The sequence below is a fragment of the Paenibacillus ehimensis NBRC 15659 genome, assembly GCF_004000785.1.
Classification (GTDB): Bacteria; Bacillota; Bacilli; order Paenibacillales; family NBRC-103111; genus Paenibacillus_G; species Paenibacillus_G ehimensis.
The window spans coordinates 99894-124467 of sequence record NZ_BILX01000001.1; the positions used below are offsets into that span (position 1 = coordinate 99894).

The 24574-nt window shown below is 59.8% G+C and carries 22 protein-coding genes and 1 other annotated feature; of the genes, 15 read left to right on the top strand and 7 right to left on the bottom strand.

The window, feature by feature from the left end; translation table 11 throughout:
- The first annotated feature begins 8 nt into the window (after positions 1-8).
- From PEH01S_RS00455 to PEH01S_RS00480, 6 genes are all read left to right on the top strand, one after another.
- Positions 9-3485: a hypothetical protein gene (locus tag PEH01S_RS00455; protein WP_127483561.1), complete on the top strand. Its 3477-nt coding sequence runs from the start codon at positions 9-11 to the stop codon at positions 3483-3485.
- 32 nt (positions 3486-3517) lie between these two features.
- On the top strand, positions 3518-5221 hold the full coding sequence (locus PEH01S_RS00460) for a hypothetical protein (protein ID WP_127483562.1): 1704 nt from the start codon (positions 3518-3520) through the stop codon (positions 5219-5221).
- Positions 5222-5384: 163 nt separating this feature from the next.
- The gene (locus PEH01S_RS00465) at positions 5385-5789 is read left to right on the top strand and encodes a DUF1259 domain-containing protein (protein ID WP_025850839.1); all 405 of its coding nucleotides are present in this window, start codon (positions 5385-5387) and stop codon (positions 5787-5789) included.
- A gap of 215 nt (positions 5790-6004) precedes the next feature.
- The gene (locus PEH01S_RS00470) at positions 6005-6637 is read left to right on the top strand and encodes a stalk domain-containing protein (RefSeq protein ID WP_127483563.1); all 633 of its coding nucleotides are present in this window, start codon (positions 6005-6007) and stop codon (positions 6635-6637) included.
- A gap of 217 nt (positions 6638-6854) precedes the next feature.
- A complete protein-coding gene (locus PEH01S_RS00475; RefSeq protein WP_025850837.1) occupies positions 6855-7439 on the top strand; it encodes a spore coat protein in 585 nt (194 codons plus the stop codon).
- Between the two features lie 192 nt (positions 7440-7631).
- Positions 7632-7994, top strand: coding sequence for a response regulator (locus tag PEH01S_RS00480; protein ID WP_025850836.1), 363 nt, complete (start codon positions 7632-7634; stop codon positions 7992-7994).
- 174 nt (positions 7995-8168) lie between these two features.
- On the opposite strand, the gene PEH01S_RS00485 is transcribed toward PEH01S_RS00480, so the two are convergent.
- On the bottom strand, positions 8169-9110 hold the full coding sequence (locus PEH01S_RS00485) for a helix-turn-helix transcriptional regulator (RefSeq protein ID WP_127483564.1): 942 nt from the start codon (positions 9108-9110) through the stop codon (positions 8169-8171).
- A 118-nt stretch (positions 9111-9228) separates the two neighbouring features.
- Between PEH01S_RS00485 and PEH01S_RS00490 the strand changes: the two genes are divergently transcribed.
- The 4 genes from PEH01S_RS00490 (at position 9229) to PEH01S_RS00505 (ending at position 12696) form a co-directional block, all read left to right on the top strand.
- Positions 9229-9957, top strand: coding sequence for an alpha/beta fold hydrolase (locus tag PEH01S_RS00490; protein WP_127483565.1), 729 nt, complete (start codon positions 9229-9231; stop codon positions 9955-9957).
- A gap of 218 nt (positions 9958-10175) precedes the next feature.
- Complete coding sequence (locus tag PEH01S_RS00495) at positions 10176-11042, top strand: alpha/beta fold hydrolase (RefSeq protein ID WP_127483566.1); 867 nt, start codon at positions 10176-10178, stop codon at positions 11040-11042.
- Between the two features lie 125 nt (positions 11043-11167).
- Positions 11168-11890, top strand: a complete 723-nt coding sequence (locus PEH01S_RS00500; protein WP_036714553.1) for an HD domain-containing protein — start codon at positions 11168-11170, stop codon at positions 11888-11890.
- Complete coding sequence (locus tag PEH01S_RS00505) at positions 11887-12696, top strand: DUF3658 domain-containing protein (protein WP_127483567.1); 810 nt, start codon at positions 11887-11889, stop codon at positions 12694-12696. Before PEH01S_RS00500 ends, PEH01S_RS00505 begins: the two co-directional genes overlap by 4 nt.
- A 27-nt stretch (positions 12697-12723) precedes the next feature.
- Here PEH01S_RS00505 and PEH01S_RS00510 read toward each other — a convergent pair whose 3' ends face one another.
- The 6 genes from PEH01S_RS00510 to PEH01S_RS00535 all read right to left on the bottom strand — a co-directional run bounded on the left by PEH01S_RS00510 (position 12724) and on the right by PEH01S_RS00535 (position 19399).
- Entirely contained in the window at positions 12724-13896 is a 1173-nt protein-coding gene (locus PEH01S_RS00510; RefSeq protein WP_025850832.1) for an aminotransferase class I/II-fold pyridoxal phosphate-dependent enzyme, read from the bottom strand.
- A 67-nt stretch (positions 13897-13963) separates the two neighbouring features.
- Positions 13964-14185, bottom strand: a binding site (T-box leader).
- Between the two features lie 99 nt (positions 14186-14284).
- Entirely contained in the window at positions 14285-14899 is a 615-nt protein-coding gene (locus tag PEH01S_RS00515) for an ABC transporter ATP-binding protein (protein WP_025850831.1), read from the bottom strand.
- Positions 14889-15812, bottom strand: coding sequence for an ABC transporter ATP-binding protein (locus tag PEH01S_RS00520; RefSeq protein ID WP_127483646.1), 924 nt, complete (start codon positions 15810-15812; stop codon positions 14889-14891). The genes PEH01S_RS00515 and PEH01S_RS00520 overlap by 11 nt, the downstream gene beginning before the upstream one ends.
- 95 nt (positions 15813-15907) lie before the next feature.
- On the bottom strand, positions 15908-16783 hold the full coding sequence (locus tag PEH01S_RS00525; protein WP_127483568.1) for an ABC transporter permease: 876 nt from the start codon (positions 16781-16783) through the stop codon (positions 15908-15910).
- Positions 16780-17766, bottom strand: a complete 987-nt coding sequence (locus PEH01S_RS00530; protein ID WP_127483647.1) for an ABC transporter permease — start codon at positions 17764-17766, stop codon at positions 16780-16782. The genes PEH01S_RS00525 and PEH01S_RS00530 overlap by 4 nt, the downstream gene beginning before the upstream one ends.
- 25 nt (positions 17767-17791) lie before the next feature.
- Positions 17792-19399 carry an ABC transporter substrate-binding protein gene (locus tag PEH01S_RS00535; protein ID WP_127483569.1) on the bottom strand — a complete coding sequence of 536 codons (1608 nt, stop codon included), beginning with the start codon at positions 19397-19399 and terminating at the stop codon, positions 17792-17794.
- A gap of 364 nt (positions 19400-19763) precedes the next feature.
- Between PEH01S_RS00535 and PEH01S_RS00540 the strand changes: the two genes are divergently transcribed.
- The 5 genes from PEH01S_RS00540 to PEH01S_RS00560 all read left to right on the top strand — a co-directional run bounded on the left by PEH01S_RS00540 (position 19764) and on the right by PEH01S_RS00560 (position 24495).
- A complete protein-coding gene (locus PEH01S_RS00540; protein ID WP_025850826.1) occupies positions 19764-20087 on the top strand; it encodes a metal-sensitive transcriptional regulator in 324 nt (107 codons plus the stop codon).
- 13 nt (positions 20088-20100) lie between these two features.
- Entirely contained in the window at positions 20101-20301 is a 201-nt protein-coding gene (locus PEH01S_RS00545) for a copper ion binding protein (RefSeq protein ID WP_025850825.1), read from the top strand.
- Between the two features lie 100 nt (positions 20302-20401).
- Complete coding sequence (locus PEH01S_RS00550) at positions 20402-22645, top strand: heavy metal translocating P-type ATPase (protein ID WP_127483570.1); 2244 nt, start codon at positions 20402-20404, stop codon at positions 22643-22645.
- Positions 22646-22729: 84 nt separating this feature from the next.
- On the top strand, positions 22730-23428 hold the full coding sequence (locus PEH01S_RS00555) for a response regulator transcription factor (RefSeq protein ID WP_127483571.1): 699 nt from the start codon (positions 22730-22732) through the stop codon (positions 23426-23428).
- Positions 23425-24495, top strand: a complete 1071-nt coding sequence (locus PEH01S_RS00560; RefSeq protein ID WP_127483572.1) for a sensor histidine kinase — start codon at positions 23425-23427, stop codon at positions 24493-24495. The genes PEH01S_RS00555 and PEH01S_RS00560 overlap by 4 nt, the downstream gene beginning before the upstream one ends.
- Positions 24496-24574 lie beyond the last annotated feature (79 nt).

Below are 24574 nucleotides of genomic sequence, written 5' to 3' on the forward strand. Positions count from 1 at the left end.
GGATCAAGATGAAAAAGGGAAGCAGAGGGCGGCTGCGCTGGTTGTCGGCGCTGGTCGCAGGGACGACAGCGTTATCCGCGCTGGCTCCGATGGGGGCGCAGGCGGCGATGACGCCGGATACGAGCTTGTTTTACGACCGGGTGGACAACATCTTCCCGGACGCGGCTTCCGTGGAGCGGCAGCTGCGGTTTTTTCAGCGCAATCTGCTTGGCAACCAGCAGCCGGACGGGCGGACGGACAATTTTCCGCAGAAGGTGTATGTGAATGCCGCCGCCGGCAGCTTGACGGCAGGAAACATTGTGGCGAACTTCGGCTTCGAAGAAGGCGCAGGCGCACTGCCTGACGGCTGGACGGCAGCGGACGGACAAGGAGGCGCACCGGAGGCGGGGGCGGTCCGCTGGGTGAACGACGCAAGCGCCGCGCTGGAAGGCTTGAGGCTGCTTCAAATGGAAGCGGTAACAAGCCACGGCGTCTCAGTTTCGCAAACCATCGGGAACCCGGTCGACGTGTTGGCCGATTATGCGGCGCCGGTGAAAGCGGCGGTGGCGCCGAACAGCGTGATGATTCTCAGCGCCTTTTACAAGGCGGAGCAGGTCGTCCCATCCGAAGGAGGACAAGGGGTCTACGCGAAGGTGACCTTTTTGGACGAGGCGGGAACTCCGTTGGCACCGCCGTTCACGGTGACGAATGCCGTCTATGCGCGCGGCGGCTGGCAGGAGCTTCGCGGACTGATAACGACGCCGGGCGTGCAGGCGGCAAGCATCCGGGTGGAAGCCGGGCTTGACCGGGCGAAGGGCACGGTGCAGTGGGACGGCATCCGGCTGATGCGCGTCGATACGAAGACCGGCAGCGACGGCGTCGTCGCTGCGGCGAAGGGGACGGCCGCCTTCCCGAACGGCGGCTTTGAAGCGGCTTCCCCGGCGTGGACGCTGAAGCCGCTCGGCGGCGCGGCCGTCGAGTCGTGGAGCGGGTCCGCGGCGGACGGCTATGCCGGTAAAAGCGGCACGCTGACGTCGACGTCGGCCGATACGGCGGCGGCGCTGACGATGACGGCGAAAGCGTCCTCGAACGGCGCGCGCCAGTTCGGAGGCGACTACCGCATCGCGGCGGTCAAGTACAGGACGCAGCCGGGCTTCGCTGCGCAGGATGGCCGCGGCGTGGCGATGCGGCTTCGTTTTATGGACATGAAGGACCGGGAGATCGGGCAGCAGACCTTCTACGGCGCGCCGACCGACGGGCAATGGAGCGAGATCGGCGGCGTGTTCGATACGCCATATCCGGTGCATTACGTGATCTGCGAGCTCATGATCGACCGGGCCGTCGGCACCGTGCAGTTCGATCAGATGTCCTACATCGGCGTGGACCAGCAGAACAGCAGCACGGAAGCGGGCTTCGGCACCGCGGGGCTGCTTGCGTACATGTGGAGCATCACGGGAAAAACGGACGCGGCGCTTGCGAAGCGGGCGAAGGACGCGCTTGATTTTTATTTGGACCGGCGGGTGACGACGACCGACAACCCCATCAATGCGTCCCGCTTGCTGAACGGGAAGGCGAACAGCGGGGAAGCGTACGTGCCGTACAGCGTCAGCGGAAGCACGGTAAATGCGGATTATCCGACGACGGCGTTTGCGCTTCACAATCTGGCCGCGGCGCTGACCTACGGACAAGGGCTGTTTACCGAGACGCAGCTGGCGCAGGCGAAGGACAGAGCGTACTCGATGTGGCGCTGGCTGACCCGGGTGAGCAAGTTCAGCACGCAAAACTCGATGAATCAGGCGCTTGTCGGCCTGCTCGGCGGGGTGGAGCTGGCGGTCGTGACCGACGATGCGGCGCTGAAGCGGGAAATCGCGGATTATTATATCCGGGGGCTGGCAGGCACGAACCTGCCGGATAAAGGGATGCGCGTGCGGGCGCGGCAGCTGGTGGACGGACGAAACATTTTTTACGAGGTCAACGGCTTCGACGTCAGCTACGCGGGCGTATCGCTCAGCGATCTGGCGGACATCGTTGAATCCATCCCGGACGGAGACGCAGCCTTCGGCGAGCTGAAGCAGGTCATTCGGGCGGACGGGCTGGAGATGGCCGATTATTTCAATGCGCGGCTGGCGGCGGACGGGTGGATTTTTGCCGGATCGCGGCATAACGAAGGCGGCGGATCGGTCTTTAACATGGGGAATTTCTCCGGACTATCGTACTGGGGCGATGCGCTCAAGGCCGATGTGGGGCGTTTCCTGATCAAGTCGTTCGGTTCGACGACGCCGTCCTACGGCGATACGGCCAATCTCGGGCACATTGCCGTTCACGGGCCGGTCGCGATGCACCGGATGCTGCAAAAGTACCCGTGGAACCGCAGCGAGCAGCAGAAGCTGGAAGAGTACCATCTGCGCAAAGGGCAAGTGTCCGTCTACTTCAAAAACGACAATAAGCAGCCGTTGAACCTGTCCGTATCCGGCACGGATTTCACCGAGCATCTGCTCGATACGGGCGCTCCCGATCCGGATAAGCCCGGCTTTCCGAAGATCGACCGGCTCATCGGCTGGTACGCGACGGATGCGGCGGGCCGGAAGCAGTATGACGATGTCAAGCGGACGACGGACCATTGGTCCACGCCTCATTATGATATCCGCAAGGATACGGGCAGCATCGGCGGTCCCGGCGACGGGGCGAGCCTGACGCAGCAATATTACGTGACGAACGGTAAGTCTCTGTACAACGTGCTCGCCGTGCGGATGGGCTCGGCCCAAAGCTATACGTCGTTGAACCAGCTGATCGGCCTGCCTTACATGTCCGTGCCGAACCGGCCTTACGTTCCCGGTACGCTGGAGCCGGACCGGGTGCGGATTAACGGCTTGTATGCGGTGGACGGCAGCCCGCTGCTCGATTTAAGCGCGGACAGCGGCTCGGCGGCGGCTCCTGCGATGGTGGCGGGCACCGCGAGGGTGACCGGCTGGCCGCTGCTGAAGGCCGAGAATGCGCCGGGCGGCGGAGCGGCCAAGCCGACGTGGCTGTCGAAGGCCGACCTCGACAAGCTAAGCGCGGGTTTTGTGACGGCAAACGGCAAAGTGATGGACGATTTGTATACGAAGGCGCTGTGGGACCCGACGAACGTGCGAACCTCCGACAATAACGGCACGATCGTGCAGTTTGCCAATACGGATAAGCTGATGGTACAGCTAACGGACGGCGGGGCGGCGCAATACCAAGCGGGAGACTGGGTTTATTTTGTGAGCAAAATCGAACCGAACGCTTCTGCCACCGGCTTCCGCACAAGGCCGATCGCGAAATACGCCGGCCGAACCGACGTGCTGCGCGCCTTGCTTGTAGAGGATGAGGGCATGCTGCTGCTGCTCGCGGAAGGGCGCGCGCTCTTCGTCGATAAGGCGGGGCGCAAGGCTTATATCGACGGCCGTCCGGCGGGAGCGTCCGAGGCGGCTGCGATGCGGGCGGCAGCCGGGGAAGACGCGCAGCCGCGCGAGCAACGTTGAATCCATGAGATAGAGAAGGGCGGAGAGAAACCATGCGTACCCATTCCGACCTGGAACGGAGGCTTCTGCAGCGGTGGCTGCAGGAGCAGGAATATAACGAGGAGCTCCGGCTGCTGCGCGTTCCGTTCAGCAGCCCGGGCTACCATACGACGCTGAAAGACATTCCATTCGCACATCCGACACGGGAGTCGCTCGGGTATGCCGTCGCCCTGCTGGACGGGGGCGGGGAAGCGGAGCTGGAGCGGGCCTGCGCGATTCTGGACCGCGTTATCGCGCTTCAGGAGACGGACCGCAGCCTGCCGACGTACGGTCTCTGGTCGTGGTTTTACGAGGAGCCGCTCGGCGACATGCGCCCGCCCGACTGGAACTGGGCCGATTTTTGCGGCAAACGGCTGCTGCTGGCCATGCGCAAACACGAAGACCGGCTTCCCGATGCGCTGAAGGAACGGCTGCGCCAAGCGGTGTTTCGCGCCTGTGAAGCGATCATCGCGCGCAATGTGGGGCCGGGATACACCAACATCGCGATCATGGGCGCTTTCGTCACGTTGATCGCTGGCGAAACGTATGGACAGGAAGCCTTTGCCGCATACGGCAGACAGCGGCTGCAGACCTTCTACGAATATACGATGCGACGTGGAGCGTTCGAAGAATATAACAGCCCGACCTATACGATGGTCGCTCTTGTCGAGCTGTCGGATCTGTACGCATGGGCGCAATCGCCGGAAATGAGGACGCTCGCCGCGAAGCTGCTCCAATTGGCTTGGGGCTCGGTTGCCAAGCATTTTCATCCGGCGACCCGTCAATGGGGCGGCCCGCATGCCCGCAGCTACGACACGACGTTGTCGCCTGCCGTGCTGTCCTTTCTTCAGATCGCTCTGCAAGGCCGCGTGACATGGTTGACGGAGGAAGAGCTTGCGTACGATCCGCAGTGGTATGGCAGTCCGATCGGATGCCCGGACGAGGTTGTGCCCTGGTTTACGGAGCCGAGCGTCCGCACCGGCGCCCAAGTTTTTTACCGGAATGAGGCGAAGGGCATCGAGAAAATAGCGTCGTTTCATCAGACGGAAACGTTGTCTATCGGCTCGGTCAGCCGCGAAAACATGTGGAATCAACGCCGCAATCTGCTGGCTTATCTATCCGGCGAGCACGGTACGTCCTATGTGTGGCTGCGCTGCCTGCATGATGGCTACGATTATGCCGCTGCGGTCTTTCATTCCGTTCAGCAGGAAAACCGGGTCCTCTTCGGCATCGCCTTCAGCACGAATGGCGGCGACACGCATAACAGCCTGGACCGTATCCGCGGATCAATTGAAGCCAAGGACTTGCGGCTGCGGTTTGAGATCGGCGGGGACGGGGGCGAAGCGAAGGTGGAGCAGGATCTCAAGGGAGAGCTGTATGTGACGGTCGGCCGCCATGTGCTTAACATCCGGCCTGTGTTCGCATCGCTGGGCGAGGCAGCGGCCCGCTGGGACTGGAGCCGCGAGGGGGACCGGCTCTGCGTGGATTGCGTGTTTTACAGCGGAGAGAACCGGACGATCGATTTTGAGTCCTTGTGTCAAGCGGGAGCGATGGCGGTTTGTACGTTCGCCGAGGAGCGCGTGTCGTGCAGCTTCAAGCTAACCTTAAAGGAACAAGCGGCTTACTTGGAATGCCCGGCTCCTTCCGAGGGAGAGCCGCTGCGGCTAAACATGCGGCTGAAACCGGATCTGATGGACACGCTGCTGTCGGCTTTATAAATGAGGGAAACCCGGAATGCGCTTTGTTCCTATCGCGTTCCGGGTTTTTGCATATGCTGCTTAGACACGGTCCAAAAGGGGCTTGCCCGACAAGAAAAAACCCAGTCGGAAAACATTCATCCTCCATAGATTAATCCTATCTTACAAGAAAGGTGAGGAGCGAATGAGCAAGCAGCTTTGTAATCGGTTAGCTCGCATTATTGGGGGAAGAGGAAGCGTTACGAACGGGGTTTGTCTCGTTCAAAGGCTGCGGAATCTAAACGTGAGAATTTTGGGGCGTCGAAGCCGCTCTCCTTTAACGCTGCCCTTCGCGATATCCGTCGAATCCAAAGATTGCCGCGGACGCACTTTAAATTTGGGGGAAACCGTTATACTGGAACGGGAAATCAATCCGTTTGTCACGCAGCTTCGTAAGCGGGGGATTAAAGTAACTGCGATTCACAACCATTGGCTGTTCCAGAGCAATTGCTTTAAATATATCCACTGGGAGTCGATAGACAATCCTGTTCTCTTCGCTCAAAAAACTGCAGCCGCCGCAAGAGCCGTGGGCATCCTTCCGCGGAGATAACGAGGCCGTACGACTCGGGCGGAAGCCCGGGCACTACATAAAAGAGAGAAGTAAACCTCCGCCAGCCAACCCGTTGGCACAACACATCCGCATGCTAAGTATTAACCGTGAGGCTATCTCCCCGATTAACAATTTTGCAACCTTTTTCCATGCCAACCTCGTCTTATCCCTAGTATAATGAATAGGACCGCAACAACGAATCCAAGGAGGTACTCATGAAAAAATTTATACTTGGACTGCTCTGCGGAGCCGTGCTTGCCGCTTCCACCGCCGTTTACGCTTCGGACGAAATCCGGGCGACGCTGTTTCCCGTAAAATTGCAATTCAATGGAGAGGTTCGCGAGACGGGTTCCCGGTTTGCGATTTTGAATTATGACGGCCATACCTATGTGCCGCTTCGCTTCATGGCCGAGAACTTGGGGGCCGGGGCCGCCTACGACGAAGGAACCCGTACCGTCTCGGTCGTTTCCGAACCGAAGAACGCCACCGACGCACAGAAAAAAATATGGGCCGCAACGTACCGTCTCGAACGCGGGATGGAGGCCAAAGACGTGAAGAACGTGCTGGGCGAGCCGTCATCCCTGACGCTGATCGACAGCTCCAAGCAGCAGCTCTGGCGTTACGACTTCGGAGCATCGGCCGGCTACAGCAGCGGCGGTCTCAGCGCCGACACCGAAGGCTTGCGCCGCGGCGACTTGGAGGGACAGCTGTTTATTCGTTGGAACGCAGGCGGACAAGTCGACCGGTACGAGCTGTGGACGGTAAAGAAAGCCGCAGACGGCACCCGCAGCGTTTCCTCGTTCACCGTATACCCCGACGGCTCCACAAGCGGGACCGCCCCCAATTAGGCCGTGCGCCGGTTTCTTCCGGGGAACCGGCTTATTTTATCGCGCGAAGGGAGGCCGCGGCTCCCGTTTTCTTGTGAAATTTATCACATTGGACGCGGCATAAATCTTGTTGAATGCGGGTGTTTGCAAAAATTTGGATATGCGGCGCATAATCTTTTCCAATCCTTGGACATACTATCGGTGTTCCGACAATATCCATTCTGTTCAGGAGGTTTTTATGCACACGCAGCAACGTTTTGCCGCTCACGAATTTTTGGAAACCCAAGAGGCCATCCGCACGAAAGCGGCGCATATCGAACTGTACGGCGTTCTGTTCGCGATGGCGCAGGATACGCACTTGAAAGATATTTTGTTCAATCAGCAGCGCCGGATGCTGGAAGGATACGATTACGGCATCGGCCTGATGCAAGGCAGAGGCATCGCCATGACGCCGCATACGCCGGAGCTTCGCATTTACGAAAGACCGCAAGTCGGACTGAAGCAGCCGTCCCTGCCTGCGCCTAATCCGAACGCTGCGCAGCTGTCCGATGTGTCCATCGCGACCATCGCGCTGAATCTGCACAAAACGGGCTCGGCCGTCGCCATGCTGTGGGCCTGCGAATGCGTAGATCCGCAAATTCGCCAGTACCATGCGACCTCGGCGAACATCTGCCAGGAGATGGCTTGGGAGCTGTTCCAGTATATGAACTACAAGGGCTTCTACCAAGTTCCGCAGCTGGCCGACCATACGATGCGCACCATGATCCAGGCCGTGCAACCGACTGCGGAGCCGCAGCAGCCTTACCAGACGCATTTTCAATAACAGTTTCCGCTGCTTTCGGGAAGCCGGGGTTCTCTTGTTCAAGAGAGCCCGGCTTTTTTTGTGCCGGAATGATAAAATCAAGGAGAGGATCGGCAAAAAAACGGGCAAATCCTTCCTAACCTAACAGTTTCTTAATAAAGCTCTGTCATAATAGGGATATTACATCACCTTAGAAGGTTGGGGGTTTTGCCTATGGCTAAAGTAATGGTAGTCGATGATGCCGCTTTCATGCGGATGATGCTGCGAACGATGCTGACGGAGGAAGGACACGAAGTGGTGGCGGAAGCGACGAACGGCATGGAGGCGGTCAACGCTTATTTGTCCGTCCGGCCCGACCTGGTCACGATGGATATTACGATGCCCGAGCTGGACGGGGTTGGAGCGGTCAAAGAAATCCGCAAGCACGATCCGAACGCCAAGATCATCATGTGCTCGGCCATGGGCCAAAAGGGCATGGTGCTCGAAGCCATTACGGCGGGCGCGAAGGATTTTGTCGTCAAGCCGTTTCAAAAAGACCGCGTCATCGAGTCGGTCAATAAAGTCCTCGGCTTGTAACGCGTCCGGCGGGAGCCGGTTTACCGGCCGCCGTTTCCATAACGAGCTCGAATTATATTAAGCGAAAGCCGGTCGTTGTCGCCTTATGGCGGAGCGGCCGGTTTTTTTTCGGACCAACTCTTCGGATATATATTGTGGAGGAGGGAGCACGGTAGAGATGAGTACCGTAAGTGTTTAACAATAGAGCAGCCGCATGGACTCGATTTTTTGTTTCATGTACGTCACGGCTTCATGAGGCTCCGTTATCTTTATATCACTCCCGAATTGCCAGATAAAATCTACGTAAAATCTCAAGTCCTCTGCGGCGATCCGGATGTCGGCACGCCCGCTTCCGTCCTCATTGCGCAGGATATAGGGAGCGATCCGCGAATTCGATTCCAACAACCATACGCCTTTTTTCGTCAACTCCAACCGGAGCAGCGTTTGTTCCTGATGGTCTTTTTGGGGCTTATCCATTAACGTCTTCTGAGTGATCTCATCCCGGCAAGGAATCGATTCATTGATAGACGCAGATAGGATCCGATCCACTCTAAATTGCCTGATTTCTTCCCGAAGAAAACAAAATGCGGGGCAATACCAGAAGCCGGAACTCGCATAGAGCCCGACGGGCTGAATATTCCGCTCCGACACCTCGCTGCTGGATTTGTACTCGATGGTAACTACGCTGCGAATCATAATAGCCTGCAGCAGAGTTTGGAGAATCTCCGGAGACATCCACCGATAGGGACTCCACAACATAATCCTGTTCTTTAAACGATCGATCTGCTCCCTTACATCCATAGGTAAATAATGGTAGAATTTGCGGAGCGCCGAATGTGCCCCCTCACCAAATGGCAGTGAACTGAAGTAATCCAAGGATTGGCAGGCAAAAAACATCGCAATGGCTTCGCCTTCGGAGAAACTGATCGGCGGGAGGAGCCTTTCTTGGAGCAGTCTGTAACCGCCCCCTCTTCCCTGGACGGAGTAGATGGGAACACCGAGCTCGCTTAGTTCCTGCAAGTCCCGCGTAATCGTCCGGCTGGACAGTCCGAATTCATCAGCCAACTCTCGGACGGTAAATGACTTGCTGGCATTTATTCTCATCATCATTTGGATTAGCCGCTGTGACTTCTGCAATACCTTTCCCCCCTCCATTTATTACTTTTATTTTAGCACATAAATAAGCCATAATTTGTCGTATTTAAATGCTACATTTAACTTGTAATCATCTTAACCGGCAATGGAGGAAAAGAAGATGTCCACTCAAGAAGGCGCACAGGAAAAGATAGGTCTGGTTTTACTTACCGGAGCAGGACTGGATAGCCGTATTTGGAGCAAAGTGGTGGATGGACTTGATTATCCTCATCTGATGGCCAATTATCCTCGAAGAGAAGATTCGATAGAATCGCGGAACAAGCTTTCTTTGGACGAATATGTTACTCATGTAAAAAGACAAGTAGACGAATGGGGATCTCGGAGGTTCGTTATCGTGGCGCATTCGCTCGGGGGAGTAATCGGTCTTCGGCTTGCATCCGAACTAAACGATCGATTAGCAGGCTATATCTCCGTAGCGGCGGCGGTTCCAAAAAATGGCGGTTCCTTTTTGTCCGTCCTGCCATTCCCCAAAAGAATTCTAATCTCAACGATTCTGCGAATAATCGGCACGAAGCCGCCAGAGTCTGCCATTCGTGCGGGATTGTGCAGCGATCTTTCAGCAGCGCAAGCTGCGGAAATCATAAATGGTTTCACACCTGAGGCCGTACGCGTGTATACGGATCGAAGCAATGTATCCCTGCCGATGGTTCCAACGTTGTATGTGAAGCTAACCAAAGACAAAGAGTTCAGTCCCTCTTTGCAAAATAAAATGATTTCGAACCTTTCCCCCCAATGGGTACGAAGTCTGGACACAGGGCACCTGCCCATGCTCAGCGATCCGGATGGGTTAAGGGCTGTTTTAGGGGAATTCATGGCAGACGTGAGGTAGTAAGCCGGGGGGTGAAGAGCAGCGCCCGGCCTGTTTAAAACGCGCGCGCGGCGGAAGAGCGGGAATGTCCGTCTTGCGGACTTACGTTAATGATGGAAACGTGAAAATCCGGCAGAAAACGGCGGCAGGAACCGGGGCGCGCATCTTTTGCGAAGGGGAGGGGCATGCTAGGAATTGCATTTCACTTCCATTTGGCTTAGAAAGGCGGTGAAGCGCTCGTGCCATTCGCCAAAATTAACGGAACGACGCTGTACTACAAAGTGAAGGGCTACGGCGTTCCGATCGTGTTCATTCATCCTCCGATGCTGACGAGCAGCAACTTTGCGGACCAGATGAAGCAGCTTTCGGGCAAGTATCAGGTTATTGCGTTCGATATTCGCGGCCACGGACAGAGCGGGCAATCCTCGGAGCCGCTTACCTACGGCCTGCTCGCGGAAGACATTCGCGGGCTGCTCGACCATTTGGAGCTGAAAAAAGCTTACTTGTGCGGGTATTCGACCGGCGGATCGGTGGCGTTGGAAGCGCTGCTTCGTTACCCCGACCGGTTCTACGGGGCGATTCTGATCAGCGGCATGTCGGAGTTAAGCGACTGGTACCGGCGCAGCGAGGTTTGGGCGGCGGTCGGGATGATGGGGCTTCGCGCCAAACGGATTGTCGCAGCGGTCATCGCTTTGGGCAACGCGAACAAATGGAAGACGTTCCGGCGTTTGTACCGCACGGCCAAGGAAGGACAGCTGCGGAACGTGAACGACTACTTCAAGTGCAGCCTGACATACAACTGCACGGAGAGGCTTGGGCAGATTCAAGTGCCGGTGCTGCTCTTATACGGGGAGAAAGATAAAGAATTTCGCCGGTATGCGCAAATCCTTCATCGCAGACTGCCCGACAGCACGCTGCATTTCCTGCCCAAAGTCGGTCACCAGCTTCCGACCAAATCGTCGGCTTTGGTGAATGCGTTAATCCGCCATTGGATCGACGAGCGCCATCCTTGGAAGACGGCGGACAAATCCCGGCAGCCGGCGCCGTCCTTGCCTGTGTTTCCCCTGCCGGATGTACCGCAGGCCGAAGAGACGACCGAGGTGTAGGCGCGAAACGGTGCCGCTTATCCGAAAAAATGATCCGCCTGGCGGCAATCCGTGGGATTGCGGCCTTCTTTGCGTGCCGCCCTTAGGCATAGTACAATAGCGGGATAGTAGAGAAACCGGAGAGGATGAACACGATTATGGACCCGATCCAACGAGAAAAGCTGCTGGAGCAGGCGGCCGTTTATGCCAGAACCGAATTGGAGCGAGACAGCAGCGGCCACGATTGGTGGCATATTGTCCGGGTGACCCGTACGGCCAAACGGCTGGCGGCGGTCGAACGGGCGGATACGTTCATCTGCGAGTTGGCGGCCCTGCTGCACGACGTAGCCGATGAAAAGCTGAACCCGAGCAAGGAAGCCGGACTGCAGAAGGTGGAGAACTGGCTGGCCGAAGCGGGAACGGACGAAGCGGACTGTGCTCATGTCATGGACATTATTTCGACGATGTCCTTTGGAGGAGGACGCGGACAGCCGATGCGTACTGCCGAAGGCCGGATCGTACAGGACGCCGACCGCCTCGATGCGATCGGCGCGATCGGGATCGCCCGGGTGTTCGCTTACGGCGGCTGGAAGGGCCGGCCGATGCATGATCCGGAGCTGCCGGTCCGGGAGCACATGACGCCCGAGGAATACCGCAGCCACCCGGGGACGGCGATCAACCACTTTTACGAGAAGCTGCTGAAGCTCAAGGATTTGATGAACACGAACGCTGCCCGCGCTTTGGCGGAAGAACGCCACCGCTTTATGGAGCGGTATTTGGAGCAGTTTTATAGCGAATGGGACGCCGTAGACGGGGCATTCGATTCTGCCGGGGAGAACGTTTCACCGGCTGAGACAGCGTCCCGATGACGGTCCAGGTCGTATTCGGTGCCTCAGCAGAAGGCTGCTTGAAGGTTGCTATGGGAATCCGGCCCGACAAGTCGGTGCTCAATTGGGAAGACGACTTGATGTCGGGCCCTCCGGTTTGTGCGGCTTCGCACGATTGGGAGGACGTGCGTCTTCGCTGGGGGGAAGCCATCGCCAATGAGGAAGCCCGGCAATACTTGCCGTATCTGAGGAGCTGCATGGAAGCTTGGCGGGAGTGGCTCCCCCGCCTTTCCATGGACCCGGTTCCCGTTGTCGTCTGGGCAGCCGATAACGTTTTTGAACAAACCGGGCTTCGCGCCGTGCTTGCTTCCCTGCCGCCCGACGTGTCCGTATCCGTCATGGATGTCACCGTCGCTTCCGGAGGACGGTTTCGTCATACGGGGGAAGCTTCCCCCGAGGAATTGGCTTTGTGGATCGGAAAGGCGGAGCCGCTTGCGCCGCGAACCAAAGATTGGCTTATCCAGGACTGGCGGAGACTGGTACAAGAAGCGGGCTTGCTTCGCATCTATAAGAACGGCAGTCTTCGGACGGTGGATGAAAGCTACTTTGACGAAACGATCATTCGATGCATCCGCACGATACAAGCGGAAGCTCAAGGCTGGGTTAAAATCGGTCCGTTGATCGGGGAAATTCTTTTTCATGCTTTGGACCGTCCGATCTCCCATAGCTGGATCGAATACCGGCTCCGCCGTTTGATCGAACAGGGCATCCTTACCTATACGGGCTCGCTGGAAGCGATGCACGATTACGTCGTAAAGCTTGTCGAGCCGCCCGATTCGGCCGGCTAGCCGGCTTCGTGCCGGCGGCGGACCGTTTTACGCGAACTGCTTCAGGAAACGGCCCATCCGTTCGATCGCTTCGGTCAAATTTTCCACCGAAGAGGCATAGGAGCAGCGGATATGGCCTTCCCCGGCGGAGCCGAGAGCGTTGCCGGGCACGACCGCAACCTTCGTTTCCTCCAGCAGCCGCCAGGCGAAAGTCTCGGACGAAAGGCCCGTGTGCCGGATCGACGGGAAGGCGTAGAAGGCTCCCCGGGGCTCGAAGCAGGGCAGGCCGATTTCTTGAAAGCCTTTCAGCACGAGCCGCCGCCGCTGATTATACGAGCTGACCATCTCTTTCATTTCCTCCGTGCCGTTCCGGAGCGCTTCGATGGCCGCCTTCTGCACCGTAATCGGCGCGCAGATCATCGTGTATTGATGGATCTTGGTCATCGCGGCGATGACTTCGGAATGTCCGCAGGCGTACCCGAGCCGCCAGCCGGTCATGGCGTACGCCTTGGAGAAGCCGTTCAGCAAAATCGTCCGGTCCCGCATCCCCGGCAGCGCCGCAAAGCACGTATGCTCGCCCTCGTAGGTCAGCTTGTCGTACACCTCGTCGGAAATGACGATCAAGTTATGCTTTTCCACGACTTTGGCAATCTCGAGCAGATCCTCTCGGGGCATCGTCGCGCCGGTCGGATTGTTCGGATAGTTGAACAGCAGCGCCTTAGTCCGCGGCGTGATCGCGGCTTCCACCTGCGCGGCGGTCAGCCGGAAATCGTTGTCCGCCGTCGTGGTCAGCGGAACCGGCACGCCGCCCGCCATCGTGACGCATGGCGCGTAGGAGACGTAGCACGGCTCGGCGATCAGCACCTCGTCCCCCGAATGGACGATAGCGCGCAAAGCGAGATCGACCGCTTCGCTGACCCCGACCGTCACCAGCACCTCGCTGCGGGGCTCGTAGCGCACGCTGTAAAACCCGTGCAGGTGAGCGGCAATTTCCTCCCGCAGCTCCAGCAGGCCCGCGTTGGACGTATACATCGTGTACCCTTGCCGCAAAGACTGAATCCCCGTTTCCCGGATGGCCCAAGGCGTCACAAAGTCGGGCTCCCCGACGCCGAGCGAAATAATTCCGGTCATTTCCGACGCGAGATCGAAAAAGCGCCGGATGCCGGAAGGCGGCATATCCCGGATGACGGGGGAGATGCGTTCGGACCAGTTCAAAGTCATGACCATTCACCAGCTTTTCATGGATTTGTTCGTGCATTTTCGCAAATAAAAAAGCCCCCGTCCCCAAAAAAGGGACGAGAGCTAGGCTCACGCGGTACCACCCTCGTTGACTCCAATACTATGAAGTCCACTCGGTCCTATAACGGCGGAACACCGGCCAACTCCTACGGCTGCAAGCTTCAGAGGGCGACTCCAGGGTGGCTTTCGGCAGGGCTTCTTTCCCGGGCTCGCACCTTCCCCGGGTCGCTTGGAAATACACCGTGCTTACTTTCCCCATCGTTGTCTTTCATGAAAAATAAATTAACAGTACTATAGCACGGGTCGTTTTCGGCTGTCAATCGTCTCTTCGGACAGCACCGCCGCGATAGTGCATTGAACCGTCCGAAGTTCAGTCCGCGCCTGTTAGCTCGCTCCAATTCACGACGGCGGTGCACAGATGCCGGATCAAGCCAGGCTCGTGGCTGACGACGAGCACGCCGAGCTGGCGCCGCCGGGCGATCGCGAGCACGGCCTGCCAGATTTGCGCCTGCGTGATCGCGTCGAGCATCGTCGTCATCTCGTCGGCGATGAGAAACCGCGTTTGCGGCCCGAGCGCCCGCGCTACGCAGAACCGCTGCAGCTCGCCGCCGGACAATTCGCCGGGCCGGCGGCGGAGCCACTCCCGTTCGATGCCCAGCGCGTCCAGCAGCGCCGGGTCGGGCTCCCCGCCTTCGCGCAGGACGCGGTGCATCGGCCACTTCGGATTGACCGCTTTCTCCGGGTGCTGGAAGACGAGCTGCACCGGGTGATAGCCGCTGCGCGGGAGGGGGCTGCCGCCTAACGTAATGCGCCCTTCGCGCGGCTCCTCGTACCCGGCCAGCAGCCGTCCGAGCGTCGTCTTGCCGCAGCCGCTCGGACCGACGAGGCCAACCATTTCCCCGGGGTTTAGCGTAAGATCGACGCCTCGGAACAGCCAAGCGTCCCGGCCGCGCCGATACCCAAGGCCTCGCGCTTCAAGTCGCATGGATGCACCTCACCGTCCCGCCGCGCAGCTCCCGCATTTCCGGCCGTTCGCGGCTGCACTCCGGTCCGGCGGCAGCGCAGCGCGGCGCGAACAAGCAGCCCGGCGGCAGCGCGGCCGGATGCGGCTGGACGCCGGGAATCGGCGTGAAGCCGTTCTGCGGCAGCGCCTGCCAAAGCGCCCGGCTGTACGGATGGCGCAGCCGCGCTCCGTCGCCGGAGAAGTCGCCGGCGGGCGCCTTTTCGACCGTCGTCCCGGCATAAAAGACGGCGACGTTGTCCGCAAAGGGGAGCACCGACTCGATGTCGTGGGTTATGAGCAGCACGGCGCAGCCTTCGTCCGCCAGCTCGCGGAACCGGCTTAGCGTTTCCCGCACCGCCGCGGGGTCGAGCCCGGGCGTCGGCTCATCGGCGATGACGAGCCGCGGGCCGCCGACCGTCGCCGTCGAGACGAGCACCCGACGCGCCATGCCGCCCGACAGCTGGAATGGGTACAGCCGCTCGGTCCCGGGGGCGAGACGGTAGCGGTCGAAGATCCGGCGGACCGCAGCGATGGCGTCGCCCTCGCGGACCGAGCTCCGCACTTGGTCGCCCACCCGCATCAGCGGGTCGAGGAAGTTGACCGATTGCGGCACGAGCGCAATCTCCTTGCCCCGCAGCGCCTCCTGCCGGGCAGGGGTCAGCGGCTCGCCGTCGTACCGCAGTGTCCCGGAGACGGCCGCGTTGTCCGGCAGGATGCCGAGGATGGCGTGGGCGAGGAGGCTTTTGCCGGAGCCGCTCGATCCGACGACCGCGAGCAGCTCGCCCCGTCCGACCGTCAGCTGCAGGCTGCGGATGACCTCGACCGTGGATTGCCGCAGTCCGCGATCGTACCGCGTGAAAGCGACGGACAAATCGTCCGCTTCAAGTACCGGCATATGGCTGGGCATGGTTTCAGACGTAGATTCAGGTATCGATTCAGACACGTTGCGCCGAGCCTCCTCTTTTTGTTCATGCGGCGGGGCCGGATGGTTCAGTTCTGCAGGTCCCGCGGATCGAGCAGCAGACGCAGACTTTCCCCGGCCCGATCGAACGCCCGGACGACGATCAGCAGGCTGAGGCCGGGAAAGACGGCCAGCCACCACATGCCGGTCGACAAATACCGCATCGACTCGGACAAAATAATGCCGATGGCCGGCTGGTGCGGCGACAGGCCCAGGCCGATAAACGTCACGGCGGCTTCATGCAGAATGGCATGCGGGAACAGCAGCAGCAGGCCGACGAGCAGTTGAGGCAGCAGGTGGGGCAGCATATGCCGCACCGCCACTTGCCACCGGGACTGCCCGAGCCGCCGCGAAATTTGCACGAATTCGGCGCTGCGCAGCTGGAGCACCTCCGCGCGGATGACCCGCGCCAAGCTTGGCCAATGCGTGAGGGCGACGCCGATCACAATGCCGCGCATGCCGCCGCCGAAGACGAAGGCGATCAGAATGAGCGTGACGAGATGCGGCACGCTCAGAAACAAGTCGATCAGCCACGCGACGATCCGGTCGGCCGCCCGTCCCATCGTCGCGGCAATGAGCCCCAGCGCCGTAGCAATCACCGTGCTGCAAGCGGCGGCGAGCAAGCCGACCTGCACGCTTAAGGCCAGCCCTTTGAACGTGCGGGTAAACATATCCCGCCCGAGCCAGTCGGTGCCGAACGGATGCTGCAGCGAAGGCGGCAGATTGCGCCATTCGAGCCGGGTGGACAGGTTGTCCGGGCTGAGCAGCAAGCCGATAAGCCAGCTTCCCAGAATCAGCGCGGCCGCGCCGGTCGCCGCGAGCAGCGCCCGGTGCCTCCGGCCGAGCCGGGGCTGGGATCGACGTCGGGCACGCGGTATATCGTTGATCGTCCGCAACTTATTCATAGCGCCCGACCCTCCCGGATTCGCGGATCGATCAGCCGGTAGAGCAGATCCGCGATCAGATTGCCCGTGAACACGAACAGGGTGCTGAACAGCACGATGCCGAGCAGCAGCGGAACATCGCCCCGCAGCCCCGCTTCGACGGTGGCCTGTCCGAGGCCGGGATAGGAGAATACCTGCTCGGCCAAGACCGCCCCGCCGAACAGCTCGCTGAACGCGGTGAACTGCAGCGACAGCGCGGGCAGCGCGATATTGCGCAGGCCGTGCCGCCGGAACAGCCGGAAGCCGCGCTCGCCGCGGGCCCGGGCGAATAGGACATAGTCGCTGGCCAGCACGTCGAGCAGCTTCTGCCTCGTATGCAGCGCGATGTTCGAGATGCCGACGATGCTTAAGGTCAGCGCGGGCAGGATCATATGCTGTACCCGGTCGCTCCACGTGACCTCCTGAGCCAGCACCCCCGCAGGGACGCCCAGCGCGACCGGAAACCAGCCCAGCCATACCCCGAACAGCAGAAGCAGCAGCAAGCCCATCCAGAACGCGGGCGTGGAGGCCAGCGTGTAGCAGTACCATTGGATCAGGCGGTCGATCCATGTCTCTTTCTTCATCGCGGCCAAGCTGCCTGCCGCAAAGCCGAGCAGGCCGGACAGCAGCCAGGCGGCGCTCATCAGCGCCAGCGAGCCCGCGAACCGCTCTCCGATCACCTCGGCCACCGGCCGGCGGAAAATCATCGAGGTGCCGAGGTCGCCCTGCAGCAGGGCGGACCCCCAATTCGCGAAGCGTTCGGCCGGCGGCTTGTCGAGTCCCCAATGCTCGGCGATCTGCAGCCGCTGCTCCGGGCTCACTCGCATCATGTCGGCGCCGACGTAGGCTTGAATCGGGTCGATGGGCGAGGCGCTGACGAGCACGAAGGAAATCGCGCTGATCGCCGCCAGCAAAGTGACCAGCCGGACCGCCTTCAAGCCGAAAAACGTAAGCAAACTGCGCATCATCTCATAACCTCATTTTCCGGGCCTAGTTCTTCCATTTCCATTCTTCGATATTGTCCGTGACCGGCCAGCCGTGGCCGTGCGGATGAATGCGCTGCTTCCCGATATCCAGCTTGTCCTTGACCAAATACAGATGGTCGATATTGACCAGCCAAGCCCATGGCGCGTCGCCCTGCGCGCTGACGCCGGTCGTGCCGTCCCATTGGGCTTTTTTCCAAAATTCCCAGGCGTCCTCTTCCTTCGTGGCCCGGAGCGCCTTGTCCATCCAAGCGTCGACCGCCGGATTGCTGTAGTACCCGTTGTTGTAATATTCGATGCCTCGGTATTTGCTGCTGTAAACATTGTACATTTCGAGCGGATCGTTGCTGCCCCAGCCCATCATGACGGCGCTGGAATGCATCAGCTTCTTGATATCGTCCCAGCTTTTGCCTTCGACGCTGACTTGAATGCCGACCGGCTTCAGCATGTCGGCTACGGCCAGCGCCAGCGATTGCCGCGTCACGTCGCCCGCAGGGTAGATGAGCGGAAACCGCGCTTTGAGCGCCCCCTTTTCGACGATGCCTTCGCCGTCGGCGTCTTTCCAGCCCGCCTCCGCGAGCAGCTTCTTCGCGCCTTCGACATCGGCGTCGGGGGTGACCGTCTGCGGATTCCACCAGGGCAGCCCGTCATTGATGGTGTAGGCCGGCGTGCCGTGTCCTTCCAGCACGCCTTGGACCAGCGCTTTGCGGTCGATTGCCGTGTTGACGGCTTTGCGGATCGCGATATCGGCCGTCACATCGTTGCCGATAGGGATGCCGTTCTTCGTGACCGACCCGGAACGGACATAAGGGAACACGATGCCGCGATTGTCCACGGTATGTACAGCTTCGACCCGCATCCCGGCAACCGGCTGCTTGCTGAAGGAGGCGGGAATGTAAGCGGCGTCCACTTTTCCGGCCTTGGCGGCGGCATAAGCGGCATCCTCGTTCACGAACAGAAACGTCAGCTTTTTGAAAAACGGCTTCGGCCCGTAATAATCGGGATTCGCCTCGACGATCACCTGCTGGCCCCGGTCCCATTGCACAAGCTTGTACGGCCCGGACCCGACAGGCTTTTGGGCATAGTCTTTGCCGTGGGCATGCTTCGGTACGATACCGGTCTGCACGAGCAGCGTCAGGAAGGTCGATTGCGGCTCTTTGAGCGTAAACTTGACCGTGGCGTCGTCCGGGGCTTCGACGCTTTTCATATTTGTGAGATCGATAATGGAGCCGTTTTGGGACGCCGTTTCGAACGTATACTGCACGTCGGCGGCCGTGACCGGCTTCCCGTCGGAAAACTTGGCGTCGTTTCGCAGCTTGACGGTCCATGCCGTCCCGTCGCCGCTTACCTCGTAGCCGGTGGCCAGATCGTTGACAATTTTCATTTCGGCATTCCGCTTCAGCAGCGTGCTTTGAAACAGCGGCGAGCCGTACCGTCCCCAGCCGGTGGTCGGGTCGAAGCCGGCCTCCGGCTCGGAGCCGACGGCCAGGATCAGCTCGTCCTTGGCAGCGGCAATCGGGGGTTCTTCCTTCTTAGCTGCCGGGGTGCATCCGGTTACAATAAGGCTAAGGATAAGTCCCCATACGAGTACCCTGAGTATTGCGGGCTTGTTCACGCTCTCTCACTCCAAATCCGTAGTTATCTTATCGTCTTTCTCTATCGTGTTACGATTTAACGATATTGTAGCACATGCTATAAGGGGAGTCACTACAAACGGACAAAAAAGTCGGCTGAACCGGGCACTGCGGCAAGTTTTGCGTAGCGGTTGCAACGTTCGCCGCAGCTGGAAGAAAAGGCCGCATGGTGCCCCCAATCAGGGAAATGCATTCTTTTTTAGAGGTACATCAAGCGCTCGTCCGGTTTAGAACAGCCTAAGAAATGAAAAACTAAAGCCGGAAGCTCGCATGAAAAAAAATGCAATTCCCCGTTGACATAGGGTAGGGGGGTATAGTAATATAAAGCCAAGAGGAGGGAACACAATGGAAAATATCACGGAGGCGGAACATTGCTGCTCCACGGACAGCGAGAGAAAAAGCCATCATTCCGATAAAGTCAAAGCCAACCTGATCACCCGGTTGAACCGCATCGAAGGCCAGATCCGGGGCGTGAAGGGCTTGATCGAGAAAGATACGTATTGCGACGACGTGCTCAATCAAATCGCGGCGATCCAGTCGGCGCTGAACGGCGTCGGCAAGCTGCTGCTGGAAGGCCATATGAAGTCCTGTGTCATCGAGCGCATCCAGGCCGGCGAGCACGAAGTCGTCGATGAGCTGCTTACCACCATCCAAAAATTAATGAAATAAGGAGAGATTACACATGCAAACCATCACGTTGAAAGTCGAAGGAATGTCCTGCAATCATTGCGTCAACTCCATTGAAGGGGCTTTGAAAAACATCGGCGCGACCGGCAAGGTCGACTTGGCCGCGAAATCCGTTCAAGTGACGTACGAAGAGTCGAAAACGAATCCGGATGCGATCAAAGCCGCGATTGAAGACCAAGGCTACGACGTGGTTTAATCCGCGATTCACCGGTTTTGCCGAGGCGCGGCTCCGGCCGCTCCCTTTTTTTGATTAAAATATACCCCATATGGGTATATTTGAGGAGAGGTGCACAGCTATGGAACAACAATTGGAACAACAACAGCGGCCGGAACAGCAGCAAGCCTCGCTTGCCATCACGGGCATGACCTGCGCAGCTTGTGCGAACCGGATTGAAAAGGGCTTGAACAAGCTGCCTGGCGTCGACAAAGCGACCGTAAATTTCGCGCTCGAGACGGCCCACGTGGAATACTCCGGGCAAGCGGTATCGGTGGAGGATATGATCCGGAAAGTCGAGCAGCTCGGCTACAAAGCGGGGCTGAAGGAGGAGCGGAAGGACGAGGGGGACCACCGGCAAAAAGAAATTGCCGCGCACCGCACGAAGCTGATCTTCTCCGCCATTCTTTCGTTCCCGCTGCTGTGGGCGATGGTCAGCCATTTTTCGTTCACTTCATGGATTTATTTGCCGGATCTACTGATGAATCCGTGGGTTCAGCTCGCGCTGGCGACGCCGGTGCAGTTTATCGTCGGATGGCCGTTTTATACGGGAGCTTACAAGGCGCTGCGCAACAAGAGCGCGAACATGGACGTGCTCGTCGCGCTCGGCACGTCGGCGGCTTATTTTTACAGCTTGTACCTGACGCTGGAGTGGGCTGCGGCCGGCTCCCCGTCGCACCATGGCATGCCGTCCATGTATTACGAGACAAGCGCCGTGCTGATCACGTTGATCGTGATGGGCAAATGGTTCGAGGCGCTGGCGAAGGGACGCTCCTCGGAAGCGATCAAGAAGCTGATGGGCCTGCAGGCCAAAACGGCGCTGGTCGTCCGCGACGGAGTCGAGCTGAGCGTGCCGGTGGAGGAAGTGGTGGTCGGAGACGTCGTGCTGGTGAAGCCGGGCGAGAAAATTCCGGTTGACGGCATCGTTCTCGACGGCATGTCGGCGGTCGACGAATCGATGCTGACCGGCGAAAGCATCCCGGTCGAGAAAAAGGCGGGTGACGCCGTCATCGGCGCCACCGTCAACCGCAACGGCAGCCTGCGGATCGAAGCGACCAAGGTCGGCAAAGAAACGGCGCTGGCGCAAATTATCCGGGTCGTCGAAGACGCGCAGGGCTCGAAGGCGCCGATTCAGCGGGTCGCCGACCGGATCTCCGGCATTTTCGTGCCGATCGTCGTCGGGATTGCGGTGCTTACGTTCTTGATCTGGTACTTTGCGGTCGTTCCTGGCGAATTCGCCAATGCGCTGGAAAAAGCGATTGCCGTCCTTGTTATAGCATGTCCTTGCGCCTTGGGGCTGGCGACGCCGACCTCCATCATGGCCGGATCGGGCCGTGCGGCGGAGTTCGGGATTTTGTTCAAAGGCGGAGAGCATCTGGAATCGATGCACCGGATCGATACGATCGTGCTGGATAAAACCGGCACCGTCACGAAAGGGAAGCCGGAGCTGACCGATGTGAGCATCGAAGCTGCGGATGAGGCGACGGTTTTGCGCTTGGTCGCTTCCGCCGAGAAGCAATCCGAGCATCCGCTCGCGGAAGCGATTGTGGAAGGCATCCGCTCGCGAGGCATCCCGTTCTCCGAAGCGGAACGGTTCGAGGCGATTCCGGGCTACGGCATCGCCGCCATCGTCGAAGGCCGTGAGGTGCTGGTCGGCACACGCAAGCTGATGCGGCGCGAAGGGATTGAAATCGCGCAGGCTGAGGGTGCCATGGAACGGCTCGAATCGGAAGGCAAGACCGCGATGCTGATCGCCGTGGACCGGCAGTATGCCGGCCTGGTCGCGGTAGCGGACGCGGTTAAGGAAACATCCCAGGAAGCGATCGCCCGCTTGAAGCGGGATGGCATCGAGGTCATCATGATCACCGGCGACAACCGCCGGACGGCGGAGGCGATCGCCCGCCAAGTGGGCATCGACCGCGTGCTGGCCGAGGTGCTGCCGGAAGGGAAGGCCGCCGAGGTGAAGAAGCTGCAGGCGGAGGGGCGCAAGGTCGCCATGGTCGGCGACGGCATCAACGATGCGCCGGCGCTCGCGACGGCCGACGTCGGCATCGCCGTAGGCACGGGGACGGACATCGCCATCGAAGCGGCCGACGTGACGCTTATGCAGGGCGATCTCATCCGCTTGCCGGACGCCGCGGCGATGAGCCGGAAGACGATGGCCAATATCAAGCAAAACCTGTTCTGGGCGCTGGCGTACAATACGCTTGGCATTCCGATCGCCGCGCTGGGCTTCCTTGCCCCGTGGGTGGCGGGAGCCGCGATGGCGCTGAGCTCGGTATCGGTTGTGCTCAATGCGCTCCGATTGCAGAAGGTGAAGCTCTAAGCGGAGCGGAAGGCGGGTGCCCGGTTGCCGGGCGCCCTTCTTTCGGTGAATAAGGCAGAATCGGAAAGGAGCGGCAATACCGCGGTGAACAAGACGATTCTTGTAGTCGACGACGAAGCGAAAATCAGGGATGTCGTGACGTCCTACCTGCAAAAGGACGGGTACCGCACGCTGGAGTCCGCCGGCGGCTCGGAAGCGTTGGACGTGCTGGAGCGGGAGGCGGTCGACCTTGTCATCCTCGACCTGATGCTGCCTGACATGTCCGGCGAGGAGGTATGCCGGCGCATCCGGCAACGATCCTCGCTGCCGGTCCTGATGCTGACGGCCAAAGTATCCGAGAACGACCGGGTGACCGGGCTGTCCATCGGCGCCGACGACTACGTGCTGAAGCCGTTCAGTCCGCGCGAGGTAGCCGCCCGGGTCCGGGCGATTCTGCGCCGCACGCGGGACGACGCTTTGCTGGCGGACCGGATGGCGTTCGGCGGCGGCGAGCTGGTTATTCTAACGTTCAAGCGCGAAGTCTACAAGCAGGGCGAACCGGTTAGTTTGACGCCAAACGAATACAAGCTGCTGCTTGCGCTTGCCCGCCATCCGGAGCGCTGCTTCACGAGGGACGAGCTGATCGAGAAGGTGCTCGGCTTTGATTTCGAAGGCGACGAGCGCACGATCGATCAGCATATCAAAAACCTGCGGCAGAAAATCGAGCCGGTTCCGAAAGAGCCGCGGTATATCGTAACGGTGTACGGGGCGGGCTACCGGTTTGCCGGAGGAGCTTGGCCGTGAGAGGACTGTATGCCAAATTTGCGCTCGTGTTTATCGGATTGGCGTGCGGGATTCTGATCATGGCGCTCACGGTGCTGCTCGTGCAGGCACACCGCCATTTTATGATGTACCAGCAGCAGACGGCGGCTACCGCGGATATGATGGCGTTCAACGCGCATCTGGAGCAGGCGCTTGTGCAGTCGGTCGTCTGGATTGCCGCCGGAGGCATCGTCCTGGCGGCCTTGGCCGGCTTGTACGCGGCGAAGCGGATGGCTGCGCCGCTGATGGCGATGAAAGCGATGGCGGTCCGGATGGCGGGGGGCGAGCTGGGGGCCCGTACGGAGGTTCGAGGGAACGACGAGCTGGCCGATTTGGCGCAAGCGATTAACGCGCTGGCTGCGCAGCTGGAGAAGCAGGAGCATCTGCGGAAGACGATGACCGCCGACGTCGCCCATGAGCTCCGCACCCCGCTGGCCACCTTGAAGAGCCATATGGAAGCGATGATGGACGGCGTCTGGGAGCCGACGCAGGTTCGGCTCGCGGCCTGTCACGAGGAGGTCGAGCGGCTGAGTCATCTGGTCGGCGACTTGGAGCAGCTGACGCAGATGGACTCGCCTCATTTTCGGCTTCGCCTGCAGACGGAAGACTTGGCGGCCGTCGCCGCGCAGAGCGTGGAGACCGTCAAAGCCGCGTTCGCGCAAAAAAAGGTCGCCCTCCGGCTCGCCGCCCCGGCACAACCGGTGCTTGTCCAAGCGGACCGCAGGCGGATCGGGCAAATATTGGCCAATGTGCTGAGCAACGCCTGGAAATACACGCCCTCCGGGGGACAAGTCGAGGTGAAGGTGGAGCAGGATGACGGCGAGGCCCGGGTCGTCGTCGCGGACACCGGGATCGGGATTCCTGCCGGGGAGCTGCCTTATGTGTTCGAGCGGTTCTACCGCACGGATAAATCGCGGAACCGCAGCACGGGGGGAAGCGGCATCGGGCTGACCATCGCCCGGAGACTGGCCGAAGCGCACGGCGGACGCATGGAAATCGAAAGCGAGGCCGGCCGGGGGACGACGGTGCGGATTTGTTTTCCGGGGTAAAGCGCGGCGGCAGGGTGATTTTCTTCACAAGATCTTCAAAAGCTTCCCTTACACTAAAAATCAACCGAGAGAAAACAGG

Bases quoted from the DNA above. Each gene is read 5' to 3' on its own strand.
- PEH01S_RS00490 (WP_127483565.1), top strand. From the start codon at position 9,229: ATGTCCACTCAAGAAGGCGCACAGGAAAAGATAGGTCTGGTTTTACTT.
- PEH01S_RS00525 (WP_127483568.1), bottom strand. From the start codon at position 16,783: ATGAATAAGTTGCGGACGATCAACGATATACCGCGTGCCCGACGTCGA.
- PEH01S_RS00470 (WP_127483563.1), top strand. From the start codon at position 6,005: ATGAAAAAATTTATACTTGGACTGCTCTGCGGAGCCGTGCTTGCCGCT.
- PEH01S_RS00500 (WP_036714553.1), top strand. From the start codon at position 11,168: ATGAACACGATTATGGACCCGATCCAACGAGAAAAGCTGCTGGAGCAG.
- PEH01S_RS00455 (WP_127483561.1), top strand. From the start codon at position 9: ATGAAAAAGGGAAGCAGAGGGCGGCTGCGCTGGTTGTCGGCGCTGGTC.
- PEH01S_RS00545 (WP_025850825.1), top strand. From the start codon at position 20,101: ATGCAAACCATCACGTTGAAAGTCGAAGGAATGTCCTGCAATCATTGC.
- PEH01S_RS00465 (WP_025850839.1), top strand. From the start codon at position 5,385: ATGAGCAAGCAGCTTTGTAATCGGTTAGCTCGCATTATTGGGGGAAGA.
- PEH01S_RS00540 (WP_025850826.1), top strand. From the start codon at position 19,764: ATGGAAAATATCACGGAGGCGGAACATTGCTGCTCCACGGACAGCGAG.
- PEH01S_RS00480 (WP_025850836.1), top strand. From the start codon at position 7,632: ATGGCTAAAGTAATGGTAGTCGATGATGCCGCTTTCATGCGGATGATG.
- PEH01S_RS00515 (WP_025850831.1), bottom strand. From the start codon at position 14,899: ATGCGACTTGAAGCGCGAGGCCTTGGGTATCGGCGCGGCCGGGACGCT.
- PEH01S_RS00530 (WP_127483647.1), bottom strand. From the start codon at position 17,766: ATGCGCAGTTTGCTTACGTTTTTCGGCTTGAAGGCGGTCCGGCTGGTC.
- PEH01S_RS00550 (WP_127483570.1), top strand. From the start codon at position 20,402: ATGGAACAACAATTGGAACAACAACAGCGGCCGGAACAGCAGCAAGCC.
- PEH01S_RS00520 (WP_127483646.1), bottom strand. From the start codon at position 15,812: ATGCCGGTACTTGAAGCGGACGATTTGTCCGTCGCTTTCACGCGGTAC.
- PEH01S_RS00475 (WP_025850837.1), top strand. From the start codon at position 6,855: ATGCACACGCAGCAACGTTTTGCCGCTCACGAATTTTTGGAAACCCAA.
- PEH01S_RS00510 (WP_025850832.1), bottom strand. From the start codon at position 13,896: ATGACTTTGAACTGGTCCGAACGCATCTCCCCCGTCATCCGGGATATG.
- PEH01S_RS00505 (WP_127483567.1), top strand. From the start codon at position 11,887: ATGACGGTCCAGGTCGTATTCGGTGCCTCAGCAGAAGGCTGCTTGAAG.
- PEH01S_RS00460 (WP_127483562.1), top strand. From the start codon at position 3,518: ATGCGTACCCATTCCGACCTGGAACGGAGGCTTCTGCAGCGGTGGCTG.